Source organism: Micromonospora sp. NPDC048830 (assembly GCF_043198215.1).
Lineage (GTDB): Bacteria > Actinomycetota > Actinomycetes > Mycobacteriales > Micromonosporaceae > Micromonospora.
Genome location: NZ_JBICUP010000041.1, coordinates 25,641 through 48,812, shown reverse-complemented (window position 1 = coordinate 48,812; position 23,172 = coordinate 25,641). Strand labels below are relative to the sequence as shown.

Sequence of the window (23,172 nt, the reverse complement as noted above, 5' to 3'; positions counted from 1 at the left end):
CTCTGTTGGGGGTTGTCACAATGACTCTCCTGGTCTGTCATCCGGCAGCTGTCGCCGGAAGGTCCGTGATGTGGTCGCGCCCGCCGCGTCCGTTCGGTGGGTCGGGCCGCGGCGGCAGCAGCCGGGCCGGGACCGTGCATTCGCCGAGGAACCAGTACTCCTGGCCTGCGGTGACCTCCGGTCCGGCTCCGCCAGCGTCGCCGGAGCAGGCGCCGGAACCGAACCAGGTGGCCGGTGTCGCGGCACGGTCCAGCAGCGCCTCCGCCTCGGGCGGCAGTGCCACCACGTCAAGGGTCTGGTCCTGGTTGCGTCGCCGATCGGTGACCGACGTGACCGGGCCGACGTCGACGGACAGGTGCCCGAACGCGAGCAGCAGCGCGGTCCACGCGGTGTCCGGCTCGGGCAGCCCGCGGACCAGCGGCGCGACCGCGGTGAGGCACAGGTCCCCGGAGCGTGACAGGTGCTGCCAGCGCAGCAGGTCCACGCAGGCGACCAGCGTCGGCAGCGGGTCCGGGTCGGGACAGGCGACCGGCGGCTGGCCGTCGACCGGCGGCAGCCAGCTCAGCTCGCTGTGCCCGCGTACCGCCGGCGCCGGCTTGACCAGCTCGGCCGCGCCGATGCCCAGCCGGGCCAGCAGCCAGTGGTGCACCCGCCCGGTACGCATCGCGGTGACCGCCCAGGTCCAGGAGGCCGGCTCCCCCCGCCACCCCGACGCTCCCGCGGCCGGCGGGCCGGACCCGGCTTGCGGATCCGCCGTGCGCAACGGGTCCGATGCGAGCGGCGGGTCCGATGCGAGCGGCGAATCCGATGCGAGCGGCGGGTCCGATGCGAGCGGCGGGTCCGATGCGAGCGGCGAATCCGACGTGAGCGGCGGGTCCGACCCGGCCGGCTGGGGGGGGCCGGCGGCGTACAGGTCGCGCGGGTCGCGTAGGTAGTTGTACCGCGCGCCCTCCAGCCACAAGGCCAGCGCGGGGTGCCCCGCCGGGGCCAGGATGACGTCGTTGAGGACGATCTCGTCGGTGAGCGCGTGCAGCGTGAAGCCGTGCGCCGACGCGGCGACCCGGTCGAACAGTTCCGGCAACCGGCCCGGCCCGTCGGCTTCCGGCGGCCCGTGCCACCGGCCGCGGAACAGCCGGTACCCACCACCCGCCGGGCCCTCGGCTCGCTCATCCGGCGGGCTGGCGGCCCGCTCGTCCGGCGGGAGCGCGGTGTCCGGGAGGAAGTGCAGGTCACCGTCGGCGTACAGGCCGCCGAACCGGTGCACCACCTCGACCCGCAGGTGGTCGCTGGCCGCGGCGAAACCCTGCGGCACACCCCGGTTCAACTCCAGGGCGTACGGGGTGTGCAGGGTCATCGGCGCGTTCGCGTGGAACAGTTCGGCCACGCTCACCAGGTGGATGCCGTGGGTGCCGGCCCAGGCCAGCAGGGCGCGTACCGGGGCCAGCGGATCGGGCCGGCCGGCCGGCGCGGGCGGGGTGGCGCGGGCCGCGTCGAAGCGGGCCCGCGGGATGTCCGTCCACAGCACGAAGTCGACCTGGCCGGCGTAGCTGTCGGCCGCCGCGCCGTAGTTGGCCCAGAAGCCGTTCGACTCGGGCAGCGGCCGGCCGAGCCAGATGCCGTGCACGATGTGCGGGATGGCGGTGGTGTCGGGCAGCGGCGGCGTGTGCTCCGGTTGGCCCCAGAGCCGGGCGGCGTCGTCGCGCCGGAACGTGCTGACCCGGCCCGCGTCGGCGGCCAGGGCCGCGGGCGCCAGGTCGGCGGCGCTGGGGGTCGGACCCGTCATGCTCACCCGCCGCAACAGCGGCGCGACCAGATGCGGGGCGAGACGGCGGACATCGGTGCCGGCGAGGAACTCCGGTGCCCGCGGCAGCCGGCGGGAGCCGAAGATGTCGCCGCCGATCCAGCGGCGCGCCAGGTTCTCCTCGGCCGTCCAGGTGTACAGGCCGGGATAGGTCATCCGGCGCAGCCAGGCCAGCAGCGCCACGTCGCACGGCCAGGCGGTCGGCGCCGCGGACGGCCCGGGCAGGCAGGCCGCGGCCCGCAGCCGCCGCGCCAGTTCCTCGGCCCGCTCGGCCGCCGCGGCCGGCTCGGCCCGCTCGGCCGGCTCGGCCCGCTCGGCCCGCTCAGCCGGCTCGGCCCGCTCAGCCGGCTCCGCGGTGCGGGCCGGTGGGGTGGGCGCACGACGGGGGCGGGTGGCGGTGCGGGTCATCGGCTGGCCTCGGTGGGCACCGCGGGCTCGGGTGCCAGAGCCGTCTGGATCAGCCGGCTGCCGCGCCGGGTGCACAGCAGCGCCCGGCCCGGGGGCAGCGTCCGCGGCCTGGTGTTACCCAGCAGCGGACCCTCCGTCGGCGGGCAGGACAGCGCCACGTCCGGAGTGTTCAGTTCCTGGATGCGCCGCAGCAGCGGGTCCATCGACAGTCGCATCGCCCCGGCCGCAGCCCGCGCGACGACCACGTGCAGGCCGATGTCGCCGCCCTGGGGCAGCAACGGGATCAGGCCGGCCAGCGGGTTGTCGTGCCCGGCGAGCAGTTCGTAGTCGTCGACCAGGACGTACAACTCGGGGCCGGCCCACCAGTCGCGGGCACGCAGTTGCTCCGGGGTGATGTCGGAGCCGGGCACCCGCGGCTTGACGCCGGCCACCGCCTCGGCCGTGGTGTCCCGGGTGCTGTCCGGCGAGACCGAGTAGCCCAGCCGGTAAGCGGCCGGTACGTCGTCGAAGAGCTGCCGCCGGTAGTCGACGGCCATGATGCGCGCCTGGGCCGGGGTGTGGCTGGCGACGATCGCCCGGGCGATGACGCGCAGCAGGTTCGTCTTGCCAGTCTCGGCGTCCCCCAGCACGGTCAGGTGCGGCATCGCCCGGAAGTCGTGCCACACCGGCGCGAGCTGGTTCTCGTCCACGCCGAGCGCGATGCGGGCGTCCTGCGGCGCCGGCAGCTCGGCCATCGGCAGCGAGGCCGGCAGGGTGCGTACCGCAGCGGCCCGTTCCCCGGTCCAGCTGTCCGCCACCGCGGACACCAGGTGCTCGGTGGCCGCGGCGAGTCCCTCGGCCGACTGGACGCCGTCGATGCGCGGCAGCGCGCCGAGGAAGTGCAGCTTCGCGTCGGTCAGCCCGTGCCCCGGCCGGCGGGGCACCTGGGCCGCCGCGCGCAGGTCGATCCCGGACTCCACCGGGTCGCCCAGGCGCAGTTCGAGGCGGGTCCCGATCTTGTCCCGCATCGACATGTGCAGCTCCGACCAGCGGCCCATGGAGACCATCATGTGTACCCCGTAGTTCAGGCCGCGGGCGGCGATGTCCCGGGCCATCTCCTCGACCGGCTCGAACTCCTGGCGCAGGGCGAACCACCCGTCCACGACCAGGAACACGTCGCCGAACCGGTCCTCCGGGATGCGACCGTCGGCCTGCGCCTGCCGGTAGGCGTCCCGGCCGTGGATGCCCAGGTCCGCGCAGCGGCGTTCCCGCTCGAACAGGATGGAGCGGACCTCGGCCACGGTGCGACCCACCCGCTCCGGCTCGTGCCGGCCGGCCACGCCGCCGACGTGCGGCAGGCCGGCCAACCCGGCCAGCGAACCGCCGCCGAAGTCGAGGCAGTAGAACTGCACCTGCCGCGGCGAGTGGGTCAGGGCCAGCCCGCACACCAGCGACCGCAGCAGGGTGCTCTTGCCGCTCTGCGGCCCGCCGGCCACGCCCACGTGCCCACCGACCCCGGCCAGGTCCACCACGAGCAGGTCGCGCATCTGCTCGAACGGCTTGTCGATGAGACCGACCGGTACCTGCAGGTAGGCCCGCTGGCCGGCGTCGATCGGACGCAGCCCGTGCTCGGGGTCGGGCAACAGCGGCGGCATCACGTCGTCCAGGGTCGGCGCGTCCTCCAGCGGCGCCATCCACACCTGGTGTGCCGGCGGACCCTGGTCGACCAGCCTGTCCACCAGTGCGTGCAGCACGGTGGTGCCGGTGTCGGCCGGCTCGTCCGGTGCCTGGTCCACTGGTGGGCGCGGCGCCGGGATGGCGGGCGCGGCGGCCCGGGCGGTGAACGGGACGACCTGGCTGGCGATCACCTCGCGGTGCAGCCTGGTGCCGCGTACCCGGTGCGGGCCGGACACGTACGCGGCCTTGAACCGGGTGATGCTGGTGACGCTGGAGCGCAGGTATCCGTTGCCCGGATCGCCCGGCAGCTCGTACGCGTCGGGTACGCCGATGACCGCCCGCGACTCCATCGCGGAGAAGGTACGCAGCCCGATACGGTACGACAGGTGGCCCTCAAGCTGGTGAATGCGCCCGTCCTCCAGCCGCTGCGAGGCCAGCAGCAGGTGCACCGCGAGCGAGCGGCCGAGCCGACCGATCATCACGAACAGTTGGATGAAGTCGGGGTTGGACGCGATCAGCTCACTGAACTCGTCCACCACCAGGAACAGGGTGGGCAGCGGGTCGAGTTCGGCACCCTGGGCCCGGGCCTTCTCGTAGTCGCGCACCGACGTGAAGTTGCCGGCCCGGCGCAGCAGCTCCTGCCGGCGTACCAGTTCCCCTTGCAGGGTGGTCTGCATCCGGTCGACCAACGCGGCCTCGTCGGCCAGGTTGGTGATGAGCGCGGAGACGTGCGGCAGCCGGTCCAGCCCGACGAAGGTGGCGCCGCCCTTGAAGTCCACCAGCACGAAGTTGAGGGTCTCCGAGGAGTGGGTGGCCGCCAGGGCCAGTACCAGGGTGCGCAGCAGTTCGCTCTTGCCCGACCCGGTGGCGCCGATGAGCATGCCGTGCGGCCCCATCCCGCCCTCGGCGGACTCCTTGATGTCCAGCTCGATGGGGGAGCCGTCGGCGGCCACCCCGATGGGTACCCGCAGCCGGTCGGCGGGCGTGCGGGCGTCCCACCGCGCACGGGGGTCGAAGGTGTCCAGATCGGTGATGTCCAGCAGGTCCGGCAGGTCGAGGACGGCGCTGAGCCCGCTGGCCGGCTGCTCGCCGGTGACCTTGGTGGCGTGCCGGGCCATGATCCGGGCCAGCGTCCGCAGCCGGAGCACATCCAGGTGGTCCGGTGCGGCGAGCCGGGTGCGCACCTCCCGGCCCACGTGGTCCTTCTCGATCATGTCCACGTCGGTGGCGGACACCTCCAGGTTGAGCGCGTTGTCCCCGTCGGCGAGGCCGCGGCCGTCGAAGTCGACGAGGACGGCGTTGCGGTACCCGGAGACGGTCAGCCGGGCGCCCGCCGGGATGACGCCGCCGTCGCAGACCACCACGACGAACGGTTCCTCGCGGGATGGCTGGGCCTCGTCCTCGTACCGGGAACGGGCCGCGAACTCCGCACCCAGCAGCCGCTCCACCTCTTCCAGGGTGGCGCCGATCAGCCGCACCGGCCCGGCGGCGTCGACGTCGGTGGCATGCTTGGCGTGCGGCAGCCACTTGGCCCACTCCCACCGCGCGGCCTGCTCGGCGCCGATGCACAGAGCCAGCCGCAGCTCGTCCGGGGCGTGGAAGGTGACCAACTGGGCGAGCATGGCGCGCACCATGCCCAGCGCCACGTCCCGGTCGCCACTGATCCGCACGTGCGCGAACCCGGGCAGGCACAGCGCGACGGGCTGGTCGGGCACCGTCGTGTACGCCTTGATGAACCGGCGCAACGCCTTCGCGCACACCGGTTCCAGGTCCTCCACCGGCTTGGTCTCCATCGGACTGATCCGCACCGCGAGCCGCTGGGCGCCGGTGCCGGCCCGGATCTCGCCGAAGTCCGGATGCGTCGGCCGGCGCTCCCACAGCCGGCTGGTCATCGCCAGCGACCACAGCGACTGCGGGTCGGGGTGCCGCCAGGCCAGCGCGGCCTGCTGTTCCGCCGCGTAACTGCGGACCTGCCCCCTGGTCTGGGACAGGTAGCGGAAGTAGTCGCGCCGGTCGCCGTTGATCTGCTGCTTGCGGTTGCCGGAGTGCATCGTCATTCCGAACAGCGCCATGGCCAGCATGCCGCCGCCCATCATGACGAGCATCACGATGCCCATCGGGCCTCTGAGCGAGTTGCTCATCATCATGAACATGAACCCGCCGGTCATCAGCAGGCTTGGCAGGATCATCCCGAGCGAGCGGAATCCAGCGGGCTCAACCTCCGGGACGACCGGCGGCTCCTGCAGGGTGATCTCGCCGTGCGGCAGCTCGGGTCCGTTGCGGCGGGCCGGCCGCCGGAAAGGTCTAGTGCTCACATCCGTTACACGGCTGCGAGCCGGAAAAAGTTGACCGGCCCCCGGGATCGATACTTTTCCGCACCGGGGTCGCCGCTGGGCGCCACCTGCGGCGGCCGGGCGCACGAGCAAGCCGCACCCGCCGCGGGCGGAGCGATGGCCGGCGCTACCCCGAACTCACCACCTGAGACAGGCTCTTCAGAGAAGCCGCTATGGCGACATCGACGAAATTCGCCGGACAACATCCTGAATGTCCTGCTCCGACAGATCAGCATGCGTCACAAAGCGAACCGCTCCCGAGATCGTTGTCGCCAGAACGCCCATCCTGTGCAGCTCCGAGACTCGGCGCTCGGCGTCGCTGACACTCGCCAGGACGATGTTCGTCTCGGGCGAGGCGGCCTCCCAGCCGAGTTCCCGGAGTCCGGATGCGAGGACCTGCGCGTTTCTGTGATCGTTGCCGAGGAGCTCGATCCGACTGAGTGCGACGAGGCCGGCGGCCGCCATCACGCCGCCCTGTCGGACAGCCCCGCCGAGCATCTTGCGCAGGCGCCGGGCGGCACGGACGAACTCTGCTGAGCCGCCGAGCACCGAGCCCATGGGAGCGCACAGTCCCTTGCTCAGGCACGCGAGAACCGAATCGACCCCCCAGGTGAGCTCAGCTGGTGGCACGTCGAGCGCCACTGCCGCGTTCCAGATTCGCGCTCCGTCCAGGTGGACGAGCAGGCCGGCTTCCTTGGCGGTGGCTGTCACCGCCCGATGCTCACCTGGTTCCGTCACCGTGCCGCCGGCCGCGTTGTGCGTGTTCTCGAGGCAGAGCAGCCGATCACGAAGCGCATCGTACGGCTGGCTCGGCGGGACCGAGGCTCGTACGGAGGCCGGGCTGACCCGGCCCGGGCCGGCCGACCACGGCAGCGCATGGGGAACGCCGCCCGCGAACGACGCCCAGCCACCGAGTTCGAATTCGACGACGTGGGCAAGCGCGGGGGCCAGAAACCGATCCCCTGGCCGCATGTGCACGGTGAGCGCGATCAGGTTGCCCATCGTGCCACTTGGCACCCACAGCGTTGCCTCGGTGCCGAGGATCTCCGCTGCTTTCTCCTCCAGGGCGCGCACGGTCGGGTCACCATCGAGGATGTCGTCACCGACCTCGGCGGCAGCCATGGCGGCCCGCATCGTCTCGTCGGGCCGGGTCACGGTGTCGGAGCGGAGGTCCAGCGGGCGGTGGGACGCACCGCCACTCACTGGCAGCCGTCCAAGCTCATCGTCGAGACGTCGATGACGTACCGGTATCGCGCCTGGCCGCTTACCACCCGGTCGTAGGCGACGTTGACCTGATCGGCGGAGATGATCTCGATGTCCGCACCGATCCCGGCCTGTGCGCAGAACCCGAGCATCTCCTGGATCTCACCGATGCCACCGACCAGGGACCCCGCCAGTACGGCGTTGCTGTTGATCATCGATTCGGCATCGAACACCAACGGCTGTCCCGGCAGTCCCACGATTACCATGGCCCCGCCGACACGGAGCATCTTGAGGAGCGGATCGAGCGGCATCGCCGACGGAACCGTATTCAGGATCATGTCGAACCGGCCGCGGAGAGTTCCGATCGTCCCCGACGACTCGGTCGCGAAGAAGTCGCTTGCACCCAGCCGGCGGGCGTCGTCCTGCTTGTCGTTGGTTCGGCTGAGAACGGTAACCTCGGCTCCCATGGCGCTGGCCAGCCGGACCGCCATATGACCCAGCCCGCCCAGGCCGACAACCGCCAGGCGCGTCCCCGATGTGACGCCCCACCGCCGCAGGGGCGAGTAGGTCGTGATCCCCGCGCACAGCAATGGCGCGCCGGCGGCGAGGTCGATGCCATCCGGGAGCCCGCAGACGAAGCGATCGCGGACGACGATCATTTGGCTGTAGCCGCCGTAGGTCGGCTCGCCGTAGTAGTCGATACAGTTGTACGTGAAGACCTGCCCTTTGACGCAGAACTGTTCCGTTCCATCGGCGCAGTACTCACATTCGCCGCATGAGTCGACCATATAGCCGACGCCGACACGGTCGCCGACGCGCCATCGTGTGACCTGATCACCGACGGCGGCGACGGTACCCGTTATCTCGTGGCCCGGCACCAGGGGGAAGATTGCCGTTCCCCATTCTTCCCGGGCCTGATGAATATCGCTGTGGCAGATGCCGGCGTACGCGATGTTGATGAGGACGTCGTCGGGTCGAAGATCCCGCCGCTCGATCGTCTTCAGCTGAAGTTCGGCGCGTGGTGCAGATGCGACCAGGGCCCGGGTAGTGATAGTCACAGGATCTCCTCCGCTTCGAGTCTGATGGGCAACGTCCGGTACCCGTTGACGACAATGGACTCCAGCCGTTCGGGCTCACCGTTCGCTTGTAGGCGGCCAACACTCCGGATCAGCTCCGCGACCACAGCCTGGATCTCCAACCGAGCCAACTGCACGCCGAGGCAGTAGTGCGGGCCCGCACCAAGTGCGATGTGTCGATTCGGCGACCGCGCGACGTCGAACACCTCCGGTGCGTCGAATGCGATCGGGTCACGGTTGGCCGAGGGGAGCCAGAGCACCACGCGTTGTCCGGCGCCGATGCGCTGCCCGCCCAGTTCGACATCCCGCCGCGCCGTTCGTACGAGGTGGGTCGCGCTCGACGTCCAGCGGAGCATCTCCTCGACGAGCGTGGGCATGAGCCGATCGGGCTCGCGGCGGACCCGCTGCCAGAGCGACGCTCGGTCGAGTAGCGCCTGCACGCCCCCGGCCATGGCCAGTCTGACGTTCTCGGTGCTTCCTACGAGCAGGTTGTCACAGTTGAGCACCACCTCGTCCAATGGGAGCAGGCGGCCGTCGACTTCGACACGGGACAGGACGCTGACAAGGTCGTCCGCCGGCCGCGCCCGGCGCGCATCCGCCAGCGTGTGGAAGTAGTCGAGAATCTCCAGGTGCGCCACGGTACGCTCGACGGCCGAGTCGGAGCAGAACGCCGCGAGCGACCACCTCGTCAGCGCCGGACGATCCTTCTCCGGAATGCCGAGGAAGATCCACGCCACCTCTACCGGGAGTTTGGCGGCAACGTCAGCCACGAAGTCAACGTCACGTCGGCGCACGGCCGCTGCGACGTCTTCGCGAGCCATCGCTGTCAACGACTCGGCCAACGAGCGCAGGTTTCGCGGGGCGAACCATGATGAGACAGCTTTGCGCAGTACGCCGTGACGCGGCGCGTCAGACAGCGCGAGAGTGCGGTTTCCCCCTGGATCCGCACCCATGGCCTGCGGCCTCAGGAGAATCCCTGAAGACGAACTGAATGTATCAGGATCGCGGAGCACTCGATCGACGTCAGCGTGGCGGGTAACCGACCAGAAATCGCCGAACTCGCCGCCGTTCTGCCACGCTACGGGCTCGTTCTCACGCAGCCAACGCCAGGTGTCGAATGGGTTCCCGTCGCGGTAGGTCGCTCCGTCGACGAGCGAGCATAGATCGGGTTTTTTCCGTTCCATTCGGTGCCCTCACTTTCGCGCTTTCATCGCCCAGACGCGCCTGGACGAGGGCCAACGGAGGGCCTACGTGGTGCTGCGCCGGTCGCCCGGATGAACATTGGACAGATCTGCTGACCTGCATCGGTCAGGATGCCTCCTGACTGACATCGGCATATTCGGGCCGTCTCTCGATCAGGTCTCGCAGCAGTTCAGCCTGTCGTGACAAGGTGTCACATCGGTACACTTTCGCCACGGAAACCGGTGACCCGATGATTGCGGCGAGTTCGCGAGAGAGTCGCAGTATGCTGATGGAGTTGCCACCCAGCTCGAAAAAACTGGTTTCCGAATGAGTTTCGGCAAGTGTGACGCCGAGTACCCGCTCCCAAGCACGAGTGACCTGCGCTTCGATGGTGCCCACCTGGCGCCCGCCACTGGGCAGCGACGTTCGCGCAGCCGACAGCAACGAGACTCGATCGACCTTGTCGCGTCCTGTTCGCGGGAGTTCGTCAACGAAGATCACTCGGTCGGGAACGTGTCCGCGGCCCAGCGATCCCGCCACCAGTGAGCGCGCCTGCGCCTCGTCAAGGCTCTGCTCACCTGCGGCTCGCACTACGAAGACATAGCTGGTCAACGCGTCGGCGTCGTAGACCATGGCGGCTGCCCGAATATTGGCGTCGGCCACCAGCACCTGCTCGACAGCTTCAGGGTTCACTCGGGTGCCACGAATCTTCAGTTGTGAATCCAGCCGCCCGAGGAACTCGAGCTCTCCATCCGCGTTCCAGCGTCCGAGGTCGCCGGTGAGATACACGCGACGCGTCCGACCGTCCGGCAACGTGACCGTCACGAACCTCCGGCCCGTCTCCACGGGGTCATTCACGTACCCGTTCGCCACGCCCGGTCCAGCAATCGAAATCTGGCCGACCGCTCCGGCCGGCAGCGGGGAAAGCCCGTCGTCGAAAAGGTAGATGTCGGTTCCGGGGATCGCGTTCCCAATCGTCGGCGCCGCTGGCCTGTCATAGCGCCGGAACGTGGACCAGACCGTACATTCGGTTGGCCCATACTCATTGAAGAGCACGACACCGCGGAGGGCGCGAAAATGCGCTTCTATCACGCTCGCGGCGAGGGCTTCGCCTGCGCATACGGCAACTCGAAGCGTCGTCGCGACGCCAGTCGGGCTCCGCCGAGTGTCCACGGCATGGAGCACCTCTGCGTAGAGATTTGGGATCGTGAGCAGATGGGTAATGCGATGGGTGTCGAGCAGCGCGGCGATTGCGGCCGGATTCCGGCGCTCGTCCTCCGTAGCGATCACCAACGTGCCGCCGGCGGCCAGCGTCCCCCAGATGCCAGCGAAAGATGAATCGAAAAAGAATGGCGACAGGAGCAGAAAACGCGGTGTACCGAAGTCGCGGTACACTGCGAGACGAGCCTGGTTCGAACTCGTCAGATTGCGCTGTGAAACGGAAACACCTTTGGGCCTTCCTGTGCTACCAGAGGTATACAGGACGTAGGCCTCGTCGTGGGAATGGTGACGGTCGTCGCAAGGCGGCCAGCCTTCGCCAGCGCTCAGGGTGCTGTGGCTGACCGAGCGCGGATCGAGGACGTGGTTGATCCCCGTCGTCTCCCGTATATACTTGTCAATTTCGGGCGGCGCGTCAGGGTCGAGGACGACAAACGAATGACCACGAAGGTGCACCGCGAGCATGCATGCGGGCACCGCCATGTCTCGGTAACCGATTATTCCGACCCGCTGGCCTGGCTCCACTGGCAGCTGGCCGACGATCTGGCCGACCATGGCACCAAGGTGGCGGTAGCTGAGACGTTCGTCGCCGCACACGATTGCGTCGTCGTTTGGACGCATTCTTGCAACGGCCATCACTTCATCACAGACACGCTGTTCCGGCTCGGCTGAGGTATGGTCTCGTGTAACCAATTTGAGCACCCGCCTGACTCGTGCTGGTGGCACCGCACGTCGAGGGATTTTCGCCAAAGGGCCTCATTGGCGGTACTAGCTAGTTCGGAGCTTCACCAAAATCCACATGGGCTTGAAAGCACGCAAAGATGCTCAACCCCACCATCAGTGCACAAGCCGCAGGATGAGAGGCCGTGTCGGTGTCGAGCTTCGCGCCGAGCCGCATGAGCCGAGGAAGGTCAGGACCTTCCTGCCCACCCGGCGGAATACCAACCGGCAGAGTTTACTCGACTGCGCGGGCGACGCAGATCCTGCTGTCGAGGCGGGGTCCGGCTTCGTAGAGCATGTATTGGACGCCGCCGTCGGTGCCGAATGCTGGGGCTGCGACGCGGCCGTTGTCGGATGCGATTGGTCGGTGGAATACTCCGAGGTGGACTTCGCGGTCGAAGTTGTTGCCGATTTCGGTGAGGTACATGTTGCCGCTGTTGCCGTGGTAGGCGAGGTATGCGGTGCCGTTGCGTTTCAGCAGGTGTGCTCCGGAGATGTCGGTGAGTCCGTCGCCGGAGGGTGAGACGAGGGGGTTCGGGTCGAACTGCCAGCCGCTCCAGCCGTTGGGTGACCAGCCCCAGAAGATTTTGCGGGCGCCGGGTCCGATGGTGTGGTGGCCCATGAACACCATGACGTAGCGGTTGTTCTTGCCGGCTACGGAGTGTTCGAAGACTCGTGCGTAGGAGGTTTCGGTGGTGTTGGGTACGAGTCTGGTGGAGAGGATGGGTGTTTCGTCGGTGAAGTGGATGCCGTCGGTGGAGCGGGCGACGCGGGTGGTGTAGTTCTCGCCGTGGAAGTAGAGGTAGAACTGTTGGGTGGGGGCGTCCCAGACGACGTGTGGTGAGGACACGTGGCTGACGGTGGTGGTGGGTAGGTAGCGGTCGATGATGGGGTTGTTGGGGTATTCGGTGTAGGGGCCTTCGAGGCGGTCGGCGTAGGCGAGGCAGATTCCGCCGGGTGCGTCGTGGGGGGCGTAGTAGAGGTAGTAGCGGCCGAGGTAGGTGTCGAGTTTGTCGTAGACGCCGCGGACGCAGGGGAAGATGAATTCGCCGGTGGGGTTGTAGCGCAGTGGTCCGGTGAAGGCGTCGCGGACGTATTGGTAGTTGGGGAAGCCGGCTGGTGCGGCGAGCGCGGGCGTGGGCGCGGCGGCGAGGCCGGCGCCGGTGGCCGCGACGCCGGCGGCGGCCGCACCACGCAGCAGGGTGCGTCGGGTGATGGGGCCTTCAGGGGTACGCGTCATCGCGGTCGCTCCGATCGTGTGGCGGGCCGACGAGGGCAGGGGAAGGCGAAGGGGAGGGGGCCGGCCGGGACGGGTCAGCGGGCGTGTTCGACCTCGCTGAGCGGTTGTACGGTGTGGACGCTCGTCGCGGACGAGTTCGTTGGTTGACGAGTCTGCGCGCGTCGTCTCGGCGGCGTCAAGACGCTAATCCGAATTGGCAAGGCGGGAGCTCACCGGCGTGGCGGACGTGCCGCGAGGTGCGGTGGGGAGCGGGCGGCGGTGATCGCCTGGCGCAGGGGAGCCTCGACCTCGCCGGCGGCGGCTGCCGTCGATCGAGGGTCCTGGCCTCTGAGCAGGACGTGGCGGCCGAAGATGGCCGTCGAATGCGCGAATGGCGCTGCGGCGGCTGGGCTGGCCGGTCACTGCCCCGGTGAGGTGAGGGTCAATGACCGGATCTTGCGGATGGCGCAGGAACAGGCGGCGCGGGTTCTGCGGTCGGCGGTGTTCGAACCCGAAGGCCAGCCAGCCAGAGCCTGAACACGACCAGCACGCCCGCCACCGGCCACGCGGAGCCGCGCGGGGCGCAGGATTGCACCTACGCGCCCACGCGGCCCCACGGCGATGGGAGGCAGGGGCAGGGCGATCACCACGACCTTCTCCTCAGGGGAGTTCCCGCCGACCTCGGGTCACCGTACGAACGCTGTTTCTCCTGCGGTACATCGGGACCGTCCACCGATGGGAGCACCAGCGATGGTGGCAGCTCGTACAGGTTGACGTCGACAGCGTAGGGCGACCCGCCCACTCCTTCCGCAGGGGCACCCGCAGACGCCGGGCGGGTCAGCAGCAACTTCAGGTCGTTGTGTTCACGGTCACCGTTCCCGAACACGTCTTTCGTCGCTATCAACCGCTGGAACTCGTTGCCGTGCCTGACGATCTCGCCCGCTTCCACCGAAACGTTCGGCCGCCAGACGCCGTCACCGCGGTTGTGTTCGAACCGCAGCGTCCAACGCCTCCCACTCGCTGACGTCGATGCCCCCAACTCTCCGACGAACATCTTCTGCACGTCGCCGGAGAACACGATCCGCTGCGCGAAGAGGGACTCCTTGCCCACCACCTCGATCCGCCACGCACCGCTCATACTCACTGCCGGCATTCTCAAGCACCTTCTCTCGTAACCAGGCCAGCGGGTCAGGCCGCGATGGCCGCCCGCACATCGGCCGCGTGCAACTGGCGCATCTCCTCGACGGTCGGTGCGGCGGCGCCGCGCAACCGGTTGGCCTGCTTGGTCATGGTGCGTTCGAGCAACTGGCGGGCGTACCGGCCGTTGCCGAAGGTCTCGTCCCGGGTCAGGCTCTCGAAGTGCTGGTACAGCACGGGAATACTGTCGTTGCTGAAGTCGAAGCCGCCGTCGCGGGCCAGCGTCTGCAGGATGGACACCAGTTCCGAGGCGGTGTACGACTCGAACGGGATCTGCCGGCTGAACCGGGAGGCCAGCCCCGCATTGTTGGCCAGGAACCGGTGCATGTCCCCGGTGTACCCGGCCGCGATCACCACGATGTCGTCCCGGTGGTCCTCCATCAGCTTCACCAGCGTGTCGATGGCTTCCCGACCGAAGTCGTTGCCCTGGCCGGTCAGGGCGTACGCCTCGTCGATGAACAGCACACCGCCGCGCGCCCGGTTGAACACGTCGGTGGTCTTGACGGCGGTGTGCCCGACGTACTCGCCGACCAGGTCGGCCCGGGAGACCTCGACGAGCTGGCCGGTGCGTAGCACGCCCATCGCGTTGAGCAGTTGGCCGTACAGCCGAGCCACGCTGGTCTTGCCGGTGCCGGGCGGCCCGGCGAACACCAGGTGCCGCGAGATCGTGGGAGTGGGCAGGCCGGCCCGGGTCCGGGCCTCGGTGGAGGCGATCAGGTCGATGACGTCGGTCACCTCGCGCTTGACCGCGTCCAGGCCGACCATCGAGTTCAGCCGCCCGAGCAGGTCCTGGACGGCCTGCGCCACGCCGGCCGGCGCCGACGGCCCGGCCGCCTGTTCGCCCAGGTCCTCCGGCAGCAGCCGGGCCAGTTCGAGGTCCGAGGCGTGCGGGCTGCTCGACAGCCGGTACGCCTGGCGCCCCAGCATGTCCTCGAACACCTGCCGGGCCACGCGGGCGTTGCCGAACGTCTCGTTGCGGGCGAACTCGCTGAAGTGGCGCACCAGGGCCTGCCGCGTCTCGTACTCCAGCGCGTAGTGGTGGGTACGGCAGAGTCGCTCGACGATCTCGGCCAGTTCGTCGTCCGAGTAGCTGTCGAACTGGATGGTACGGGCGAAGCGGGACTCCAGGCCCGGGTTGGCGGCCAGGAAGGTCCGCATGTTCGGGGTGTAACCGGCGACCACCACGACCACCTCGTCACGGTGGTCCTCCATCAGCTTGACCAGGGTGTCGATGGCCTCCCGGCCGAAGTCGTGGCCGCCGCCGCCCCCGCCGGTCGAGAGCGTGTACGCCTCGTCGATGAACAGCACCCCGCCCAGGGCTTCCTCGAACCGGGCCGTGGTCTTCACGGCGGTGCCGCCGACGTGCTCGGCGACCAGGTCGCTGCGGGACACCTCCACCAGTTGCCCGCTGGAGAGCACCCCGAGGGTGGCCAGGATCCGGGCGAAGATGCGGGCCACAGTGGTCTTGCCGGTGCCGGGTGGCCCGGCGAAGACCAGATGCCGGGACATGGGCGGTACGTGCAGCCCGGCTTCCCGGCGACGCTTGGCGATCTGGTTGAGCCCGACCAGGGTGGCCACCTCGTGCTTGACCCCGGCGAGGCCGACCAGCCCGTCCAGTTCGCGCAGCAGCGCGGCCACCGGCCCGTCCGCTTCCCCGCCACCACCCGACGTCCCGGCACCCGGCGCCCCGGCCTCCGGCGTCCCGGCCTCCGGCGTCCCGGCACTCGGCCCGCCACCGGGTGCGCCGGTGCCGGGACCGCCGCCGGCGGGTGCCACGGCACCGAATGGCCCGACGGACGGCGCGGGGGTCGGCGGGCGGATATCGGACAGGTTTCCGGGCGGGGTGACGCCCGGTCCGGCACCTCCGGTCGGGGCGGGCGCGGATTCCGGGGCGGCGTCGACCGCCGGCGCGTCCCGCCGCCCGGCCCCGGGCGGCGGGAGAGAGATCGGGCGTCCGTTGTGGCCGGTGTCGACGTCGGACAGTTCGACCGCGGCGGTCGGGCTCGGCGCGTCCACGGCGACGCCGCCGTTGCCGCGCACCACCCCGCCGCGAAGCCGCACCGGCGCATCGGTCTCCACCACGACACCCGGGCCCTGATTGCCCACGATCTCGCAGTCCGCCGCGGTGATGGTGCTGCCGGCGCCGGCCCGGATCCCCGGACCGCGGCTGCCGCTGATCCGGCTGCGGGACAGGGTGACCGCGCTGGGGCCACCGGTCAGCACACCCGCCCCGGCCGACTCCTCCACAGCCACGGAGGACAGTGTGGGGCGGGCGGTTCCGGCCACCTCCACGCCGACCCGGCAGCCGGTGAGCCGGGAGTTGGACAGCACGGTGGCCGCGCTCTCGGCGAGCTTCGCCCCGGCGGCCCGCGCTCCGGTGATCTGGCCCTCGGAAAACTGGCCGGCACCGCCGGTCGCGTGCAGGCCGTACCGGACGCCCTCGATGGACAGGCTGTGCAGTCGCGGCGCGGCTTCCTGCTCGATCGCCACACCGATGGGGACGTCGCGTACCCCGACCCCGTCCAGCCGCGCCGTCGACCGGCCGGTCAGGAACACGCCCGCGTCGGCGCAGCCCGCCACGGTCCCTCCGGTGAGGTGCGGCGCCGCCGCGTCGTTGACCACCACCCCGGCCGCGCCGCAGTCGCGCACCTCGCAGTTGGTCAGCTTCGGCCGGGAGGTACCCCGGCAGTCGAGGCCGTGGCCGCGGGCCCGAGTGATGACCGTGTCGGAGAGCGCGGGCGCCGCCTGCGCCATGGTCACCACGGCGTGCACCCGGGTGTCCAGGATCTCGCAGCGGTCCAGCACCGGGGCCGCCTCGTCGCTGGCGAGCAGCCCGACCTCGCCGCCGAGCACCGTGGTCCCCGCCAGGTACGGCCGGGCGGCCTGCTGCGCCACGACGGCGTACTGGCCGACCTCGTCGACGCGGCAGCTCTCCAGGCGCGGGGCGCTGGCGCCCACGGCCAGTAGCGCCGCCTCCGCGATCCCGGTGAACGTGCAGTCCCGGAACACCGGGGCACTCGACCCGGACGCCAGGATCGCGTACTTGGCGATGTCATGTACGCGCACGCCGGTGTACTCGCCCGCGCCGGCCTCGTGGACGATGCCGGCCCCGCCGGAGTTACTGATCGCGCCGCCACGCATCGCCACGGCGCCGCCGCGCACGTGGATCGCGGCCGGCGCCGTGGCGTCGATGGTGCACGCCTCCAGGCGGACCCGGCCGGCGGCCACCTGGAACAGCGGCATCCGCTCGTCGCCGCCGCGGATGGCGATGTCCTGGATCAGGATGTCGCCACCGGCAGCCAGGATGGCCCCGCCCGTGGGTACCTCGATGGTGACGGTGCCCGGGCCGTCCTCGGCGACCAGGACGACATCCCGGCGGAACAGCGGCGCCTCGCGGTACACGCCAGGGCGTACCGCAACGGTGTCGCCGGGCGTCGCCGAGTCCAGGGCCCGGGAGATGTCGGTGAGGCAACCGGTGTCCCTGGCCGACACCGACAGCACGCTGGTGGTCACGAGTTAACTCCTTCATGGCTGTCGCCGGCCGGTCGGGGCTGGAGCGCGAACGGGCGGCCGTCGGCCACGAAGCCCAGCGGCCACGGCAGCGGCGCGGGCGCCGCGCGTTGCGACTGTGCGGCGAGCGCGTCGCGCAGCTTGCCGGCCACCCGCTCGTCGAGCCCGCGTTCGTGGTGCCCGAAGACGATCTCCCGCAGCAGTATGCACGGCGCGCCGTCCGGCCCCTCGTCGGCGCCGAGCACCGCGAAGCGGGTGCCGGCGGCGAACATGGCCCGCCCGGTTTGGGCATCCGGCCCGCCCGGGACACCCAGGTGGTCCAGCCGCCGCGCGGTCGCCGACCAGATCGCGTAGCGGCCCGCGCCGCCCTCGGTGCCGCCGTTCACCGACACCGTGGTGAACGCGGGCTCCACCAGCAGTTCCCCGGCACGGTACCGGCCGGTCACGTCCAGTCCGGCGGGTGCGACGGCGAAGACGGGGCCCCCGATGGCCGGCAGTTGTTTCAACCCCGCGCAGGCGCATCGGGCCAGCAACTGGACGTCCTCGTCGGGCGTGCCCCCACCGCGCAGCGCGCCGTTGACCCGCTCGCCCACCCCGTTGAGCAGGGCCAGCACCGCGACCAGCCCGGCCATCATGTCGTGCTCGCCGACCGCGCTGCGCAGCCCCGGGTGCAGCGACAGCGCCCGGGTCACCGTCCGGGAGTGTGCCTGGAACTTCCAGCCCAGCACGGTACGCAACCGCTCCCGATCCGCCTCGTCGGTGCGCGCGCGTACCCCGAACCACGCCACCCCCGGTCGGTCGGCGCGTGGCGCCGGCGGCGGGCCGGCGTCCGCGCCGGCCGCCGGGACATCGGTGGTGTCCGGGGCGGTCGCCGGGGCGGCAGGGGCGACGGTGGCCACCGCGGCAGCCGGGACGGCGGCAGTCGGGACGGCGGCAGTCGGGACGGCGGCAGTCGGGACGGCGGCAGTCGGGACGGCGGCAGTCGGGACGGCGGCAGTCGAGGAGGCCGCCAGCGGCCGGCAGGTGTCCAGCTCCAGCCGGGGCGGCTGGAACTCGGGCAGCACCATGCGCCGAACGCTGAGGTCGGGCCGGGGCACCTCGATCACCGGAACGGCCAGGCCGCGCACCCCCAGCGCCGCTTCCACCCCCGAAGACATCGCGGGCCCGGATTCCTGTGCCGCAGCGAGTGACGTGGTCGCCGCGGAGTCGGCGAGCGACGGGGCGGTCCCCGGATCGGTGGTCAACGGCGGCGGTGCCGGCCCGGGCGGGGGCGACGACACCGGGGACGGCGGCTGGCGGTTCCGGTTGCGGCCGGACGCCCCGCCGGTCGGGGTGGGGCGGATGCGTACCGGCCCAAGTGGGGGCAGCAGCTCACCCGCCGGCTCCGGTTCGTCCCCGCCGTCCGGGCGCCAGCACCAGAACAGCCCACTCGTGCAGGCGCGCCCGAAGGTGAATTGGATCCCGGCGTCCGAGGCGTAGACCGGTGCCCCCAGGTCGACCGCGAGCTGGTGCAGGATCTGCCCGGCCCCGTCGGCCGGCGCCGACCGCTGGGTAACCAGCAGCACCGGCCGACCCCGCCACCGGGGGCAGTGCCAGATCGCCTGGGCCAGGTCGGCGGCGTCCAACGGCCGGCCGCCCAGTTGGAAGCCGGACCGGTCGGCCTCGGCCGCGATCGCGAACCAACCCGCTGGGCCGGGGGTGACCGATCCCGGGGCCTCCCACGGCCCCAGTTCGAGCACCGGTACTCGCGAACCGGCGCCCGGCAGGATGCGCGCCACGGCGGCACCCACCGCCTTCGACGCCTGGCGCAGGTACCGCGCCACCTGCTGCCCGGCCGGAACGCCCTCGGCTGACTGTGAAAGTTTCCAGGACAACGGCAGGCGTGCCCGCTGCCACGGGGCGAGCAACTCGGTCACGGCTGCACCGGCCGGTGCGTACCGCCATCCGGTATGGCCCCGGGCGCCGCGGCCCACAGCCCCGCGTCCGCCGGTGCCACGCCGGCAGGCGATGGGACTTCGGACGAGGGGGCGTCGGCCAGTGGGACGGGGTCGTCGTCGGCCAGTGGGACGGGGTCGTCCTCGGCGTCGGATACCCGCCGCAAGACCATCGCCCCGGGGTCGGGCCGGCACAGGTGCACCAGGGCACGGTGCACGGAGACCTCGTCCAGGAGCTCGACGCGCCCGTTCTCGGCCAGATGCGCGGCCAACTGCGGATCCGGCGCCAGGCCGTAGTTCTCCAGGTAGTAGGCGACCGCCTCGCTCCACACCCAGGTCCCGTCGGTACGCAGGTGCATCGGTACCACGTCGCCCCGCTCCGGGGCCAGGATGTCGGCCATCGCGCCGCTGCTCCACGCGATGACCATCCCCCCGCGCAGCGCGTCGAGCAGGTTATCGCGTTCCGTGGCGTCGGAGACCACCGGCCGGTTGCTGGCGAACCACGGGCCGCGTTCCGGATCGACGCCGTCGAAAAGCCGGGCGGTGGCCACCGGCACGGCCGGCCGTGGCGCCCACAGCAGGGCGCCGGACGAGCGGGCCAGGGTCTGGTAATACGGCGCTCCTCCGGCCCAGCAGACCTCGACCTGGGCCTCGGGGTCTCCGGCCTCGACCATTCTCTGTCGCAATTCGACGCCGAACGCGGTGAGCCCGTCCATGGCGCTCTCGACGCTGACCACGGCCACCCGTATCGGGTCTTGCCAGGGCCGGACGCTGGGCGGCAGCCGCCACGCCCGCCACACCCCGCGTACCGCCGGGATTGCCGACACCGCGGCCACCAGCGCCTGGTCCACCGGGTCGAGGGTCTCGGCCGGGTCGGCGGTGCGGTCCTGTGGGCGCACCACCCACTCCAGGTCTTCCTGTGTGGTCGGCAGGTCCGACAGGAACCGCCACGGTGCCGGCGGACGTTCGCCGCGCAGCTCCTCCAGCGCCAGGCCGAGGTCGAGGTCCCCGCCGCTGAGTGCCAGCTCCTCGCGCAGGGCCGCGATCTCGTCGGCGTCCAGTTGCAGCGGCTGGGAGACCGCCTCGAAGGCGATCGTCTGCACGACGTCCAGCCGCCGGCCGGCGGCCAGCGCCTCCCGCGCGTCGGTCAGCACCCGGTCCGGCAGCGAGCCGGCCAACCGCAGCAGCAACGCGTGCATGGTCTCGTCACGCTCGGCATCCCGGATCGTCTCCGGTGCCACATCCAGGTCCGTGTCCACGTCCACGGTCACCGCCCTCCTTCACCCCGTCCAGGTTCATCTGTGGCACGCCCGAGCGGGGCAGCAGGGTTCACTACTGCCACCGGCCGGGTGCGCTTATTTGTGCCGCCACCACGACTCGGTGCTGGTCCGGTCTTCCTTGCGGAACTCCGTGCTGACCTGGCGGCCGTGCACGATCATTCCCGCGTACCAGGTGCGGGCCACGTAGTTGAACGGCCCCATGTCGAGCGGGCCGGCCTCCCGCGCGTTGGTGACGCAGAAGTCGAACATGTCCCGGCAGAATTCCAGCACCGTTTCCCGCCGGCCGCCGGTGAGCCCGCAGTTGAGCAGCGGGATACCCCGGTTGTCGGACAGGAACTGCAACAGCTTGGCGCTGCCGCCGTGCTGATACACCATCCACGGAATGCACAGCGGCGCCGGCTCGTCGCCCACGTACAGCCGGTCGTCCATCTCCGGGAACGGATCGCGCAGCATCTCCACGTCGGTACCGTCGACGCACCACACCTGGTCGATCTCGGGGTGCTCGCGCAGGTACCGCCACCAGCACAGCCAGCGGTGGAAGTACGGCGAGCTGATCTCCCCGCCCGGCGCCACCCGGACGTGCGTGACCAGGTCGGTGTCCGGCTCGTCGAGGCAGTCGTGCAGCACCACCAGCCGCCGCCCGTGCCGCTCGACAGAGCGGCGCAACTCGGCCAGATCGTCGTAGTTCGGGGTCCAGGTGATGCCGCGCTGCGCGTCGGGCTGCGCGGTGAGGTACGTGGTCAACACCACGTTCTGCGCCGCCGCCGCACCGACCGGGACGGTACGGAACTCGCGGTACTCGGTCGAGGTGTAGCTGGCCTCTGACCGGGTCTTGAGGTTACGTACCAGGTGGAAGCGCTCGATGTCGGACACGCTGGAGCCGACCTTGGTGCGCTCGTCGCAACTGAAGATGAGCTCTCCGCTGCCGACCACGTCGGCGAACCGGAACGAGGTCAGGCCGGCGTTGTAGATCCGGTTGGAGAGGTCCACGTGCTCGTACCCCCACCGGCCGTACCGGGTGTCGTACCCGCCCACCCGGTCCAGCACCCGCCGCTCGAAGTAGAGCATGCAGCCGCGGGGATGGGTGTACGCCCGAAGCTGCGCGTCCCGGTAGATCTCCGTCGAGTCGGTCAGCCGCCCACGCGGGGTGTCGGTGAAGATGTACATCAGATGCGGCTCGGGACTGTCGATGTATGGCCGCTCCCAGCCGTCCGCGACCGGCCAGCAGTCGTCGTCGAACAGGAACAGGTGCGTACAGCCCCGCTCGACCAGCAGTTCCAGGCACTTGTTCTTGGCCCGGGCGATACCGACGTTGGTGTCGAAGCGGAACGTCGCCTCCTCCACCGGCTCGTCGCTGGCGTCGTCGACCACGACGATCGCGGCGCCGCTGGGCGCGTACTTGCGGATCGCCTCCAACGCGGTACGGAACACGGGGCCCCGGTTGTGCGTCGTGATCCCGATGCCCACCGCCGGAAAGTCCGTCTCCTGCATACCCACCTCCTCGGTCGGGCGCCACGGCGCCGCTGCTCGGGCCGCCGCCCGGCCTCGGTCGCGGCCGTCGCGGCAGTGCCGGACGACCGTCGCCGCCTGCCTTCCGTCGCCGGGCGCGAGGTCGTCCACCTGGGGCACGGCATCGAGGCACCGTCGGGTTCACGGGTCGACGCGCGAGCCAGCGGCGGCGCGGCGGGGGCCGCGGGTACCCGCGCCGGGCGTAGGGATAACCCTCCCCAACCCGCGGGTTCGCACCCGCGGGGGCAGGGACCGCACCATGTCGAGCGACCCGCCCCGGGCGGCAGTCTCATGGCATGGCCGAACGAGTGCAGAGCAACGGACACAGCAGCACGCCGGAGAGCGACTCCTACCTGCGTGAACTGATGGACACCTACCAGCAGCCGCTGCTGCGGTACGCGCAGCGGCTGACCGACGGCGACACCGGGCGCGCCGAGGACGCGGTGCAGGAGGCGTTCCTGCGGGCGTGGCGGCACCTGGACCGGCTCACCGGCGACCACGGGTCGGTGCTGGGCTGGCTGCGCCGGGTGGTGCACAACCTGGTGATGGACGGGTACCGCATGAAGAAGGCCCGGCCGACCGAGGTCGACATCGAGAACGCCGCCGAGGTGGCCACGGCGGACCCGATGGCCGGCGTGGTGGACTCCCTGCTGGTCGAGCAGGTGCTGCACGGGCTGTGGCCGGAGCACCGGGCCGCGCTGGTGGAGACGTACCTCCACGGCCGGACCGCGGCCGAGATCAGCGAGACGCTCGGGGTACCGGTCGGTACGGTGAAGAGCCGGGTGCACTACGCGCTGCGGGCGGCCCGCAAGGCGACGGCCAACCACCTGCTCTGTGCCGCGTGAGCCCTGAGGCGCAACCGTGGCGGAAGGCCGTCGCAGCCTGTGAGCCGGGCCAGCCCGGCCCGACCGGAGCCGCCTACAGTA

General features: G+C 70.8%; 13 protein-coding genes. 1 reads left to right on the top strand and 12 read right to left on the bottom strand.

The features are described 5' to 3' along the window. Window positions 1-37: 37 nt before the first annotated feature. The 12 genes from ACGFIZ_RS27280 to ACGFIZ_RS27225 all read right to left on the bottom strand — a co-directional run bounded on the left by ACGFIZ_RS27280 (window position 38) and on the right by ACGFIZ_RS27225 (window position 22,228). Window positions 38-2,209, bottom strand: a complete 2,172-nt coding sequence (locus ACGFIZ_RS27280) for a hypothetical protein (protein WP_393423812.1) — start codon at window positions 2,207-2,209, stop codon at window positions 38-40. Beyond that, complete coding sequence (eccCa, locus tag ACGFIZ_RS27275; protein WP_393423809.1) at window positions 2,206-6,180, bottom strand: type VII secretion protein EccCa; 3,975 nt, start codon at window positions 6,178-6,180, stop codon at window positions 2,206-2,208. The genes ACGFIZ_RS27280 and eccCa overlap by 4 nt, the downstream gene beginning before the upstream one ends. A gap of 189 nt (window positions 6,181-6,369) precedes the next feature. Further along, the gene (locus ACGFIZ_RS27270) at window positions 6,370-7,401 is read right to left on the bottom strand and encodes a threonine aldolase family protein (RefSeq protein WP_393423806.1); all 1,032 of its coding nucleotides are present in this window, start codon (window positions 7,399-7,401) and stop codon (window positions 6,370-6,372) included. Further along, complete coding sequence (locus ACGFIZ_RS27265; protein WP_393423803.1) at window positions 7,398-8,459, bottom strand: NAD(P)-dependent alcohol dehydrogenase; 1,062 nt, start codon at window positions 8,457-8,459, stop codon at window positions 7,398-7,400. The genes ACGFIZ_RS27270 and ACGFIZ_RS27265 overlap by 4 nt, the downstream gene beginning before the upstream one ends. Next, window positions 8,456-9,661 (bottom strand): cytochrome P450, encoded by a 1,206-nt coding sequence (locus ACGFIZ_RS27260; RefSeq protein ID WP_393423800.1) that lies wholly within the window; start codon window positions 9,659-9,661, stop codon window positions 8,456-8,458. The genes ACGFIZ_RS27265 and ACGFIZ_RS27260 overlap by 4 nt, the downstream gene beginning before the upstream one ends. 124 nt (window positions 9,662-9,785) lie before the next feature. Continuing rightward, window positions 9,786-11,498: a non-ribosomal peptide synthetase gene (locus tag ACGFIZ_RS27255; RefSeq protein WP_393423851.1), complete on the bottom strand. Its 1,713-nt coding sequence runs from the start codon at window positions 11,496-11,498 to the stop codon at window positions 9,786-9,788. A 334-nt stretch (window positions 11,499-11,832) separates the two neighbouring features. Further along, complete coding sequence (locus ACGFIZ_RS27250) at window positions 11,833-12,837, bottom strand: hypothetical protein (RefSeq protein ID WP_393423797.1); 1,005 nt, start codon at window positions 12,835-12,837, stop codon at window positions 11,833-11,835. Between the two features lie 622 nt (window positions 12,838-13,459). Continuing rightward, window positions 13,460-13,969, bottom strand: a complete 510-nt coding sequence (locus ACGFIZ_RS27245) for a hypothetical protein (protein WP_393423794.1) — start codon at window positions 13,967-13,969, stop codon at window positions 13,460-13,462. Window positions 13,970-14,004: 35 nt separating this feature from the next. Beyond that, a complete protein-coding gene (locus ACGFIZ_RS27240) occupies window positions 14,005-17,526 on the bottom strand; it encodes an AAA family ATPase (protein WP_393423792.1) in 3,522 nt (1,173 codons plus the stop codon). Further along, window positions 17,523-19,439 (bottom strand): hypothetical protein, encoded by a 1,917-nt coding sequence (locus ACGFIZ_RS27235; RefSeq protein WP_393423789.1) that lies wholly within the window; start codon window positions 19,437-19,439, stop codon window positions 17,523-17,525. Before ACGFIZ_RS27235 ends, ACGFIZ_RS27240 begins: the two co-directional genes overlap by 4 nt. Then, window positions 19,436-20,728, bottom strand: coding sequence for a hypothetical protein (locus ACGFIZ_RS27230; protein ID WP_393423786.1), 1,293 nt, complete (start codon window positions 20,726-20,728; stop codon window positions 19,436-19,438). Before ACGFIZ_RS27230 ends, ACGFIZ_RS27235 begins: the two co-directional genes overlap by 4 nt. Window positions 20,729-20,812: 84 nt before the next feature. Continuing rightward, the gene (locus tag ACGFIZ_RS27225) at window positions 20,813-22,228 is read right to left on the bottom strand and encodes a glycosyltransferase family 2 protein (RefSeq protein ID WP_393423784.1); all 1,416 of its coding nucleotides are present in this window, start codon (window positions 22,226-22,228) and stop codon (window positions 20,813-20,815) included. Window positions 22,229-22,542: 314 nt separating this feature from the next. Here ACGFIZ_RS27225 and ACGFIZ_RS27220 point away from each other — a divergent pair, with 314 nt between their 5' ends. After that, window positions 22,543-23,091 (top strand): sigma-70 family RNA polymerase sigma factor, encoded by a 549-nt coding sequence (locus ACGFIZ_RS27220; protein WP_347671744.1) that lies wholly within the window; start codon window positions 22,543-22,545, stop codon window positions 23,089-23,091. Window positions 23,092-23,172: the final 81 nt, after the last annotated feature.

Excerpts from the sequence above, each read along its gene's own strand:
- ACGFIZ_RS27225 (WP_393423784.1), bottom strand. The coding sequence starts at position 22,228 with ATGCAGGAGACGGACTTTCCGGCGGTGGGCATCGGGATCACGACGCAC.
- ACGFIZ_RS27255 (WP_393423851.1), bottom strand. The coding sequence starts at position 11,498 with ATGCGTCCAAACGACGACGCAATCGTGTGCGGCGACGAACGTCTCAGC.
- ACGFIZ_RS27245 (WP_393423794.1), bottom strand. The coding sequence starts at position 13,969 with ATGCCGGCAGTGAGTATGAGCGGTGCGTGGCGGATCGAGGTGGTGGGC.
- ACGFIZ_RS27260 (WP_393423800.1), bottom strand. The coding sequence starts at position 9,661 with ATGGAACGGAAAAAACCCGATCTATGCTCGCTCGTCGACGGAGCGACC.
- ACGFIZ_RS27250 (WP_393423797.1), bottom strand. The coding sequence starts at position 12,837 with ATGACGCGTACCCCTGAAGGCCCCATCACCCGACGCACCCTGCTGCGT.
- ACGFIZ_RS27280 (WP_393423812.1), bottom strand. The coding sequence starts at position 2,209 with ATGACCCGCACCGCCACCCGCCCCCGTCGTGCGCCCACCCCACCGGCC.
- ACGFIZ_RS27220 (WP_347671744.1), top strand. The coding sequence starts at position 22,543 with ATGGCCGAACGAGTGCAGAGCAACGGACACAGCAGCACGCCGGAGAGC.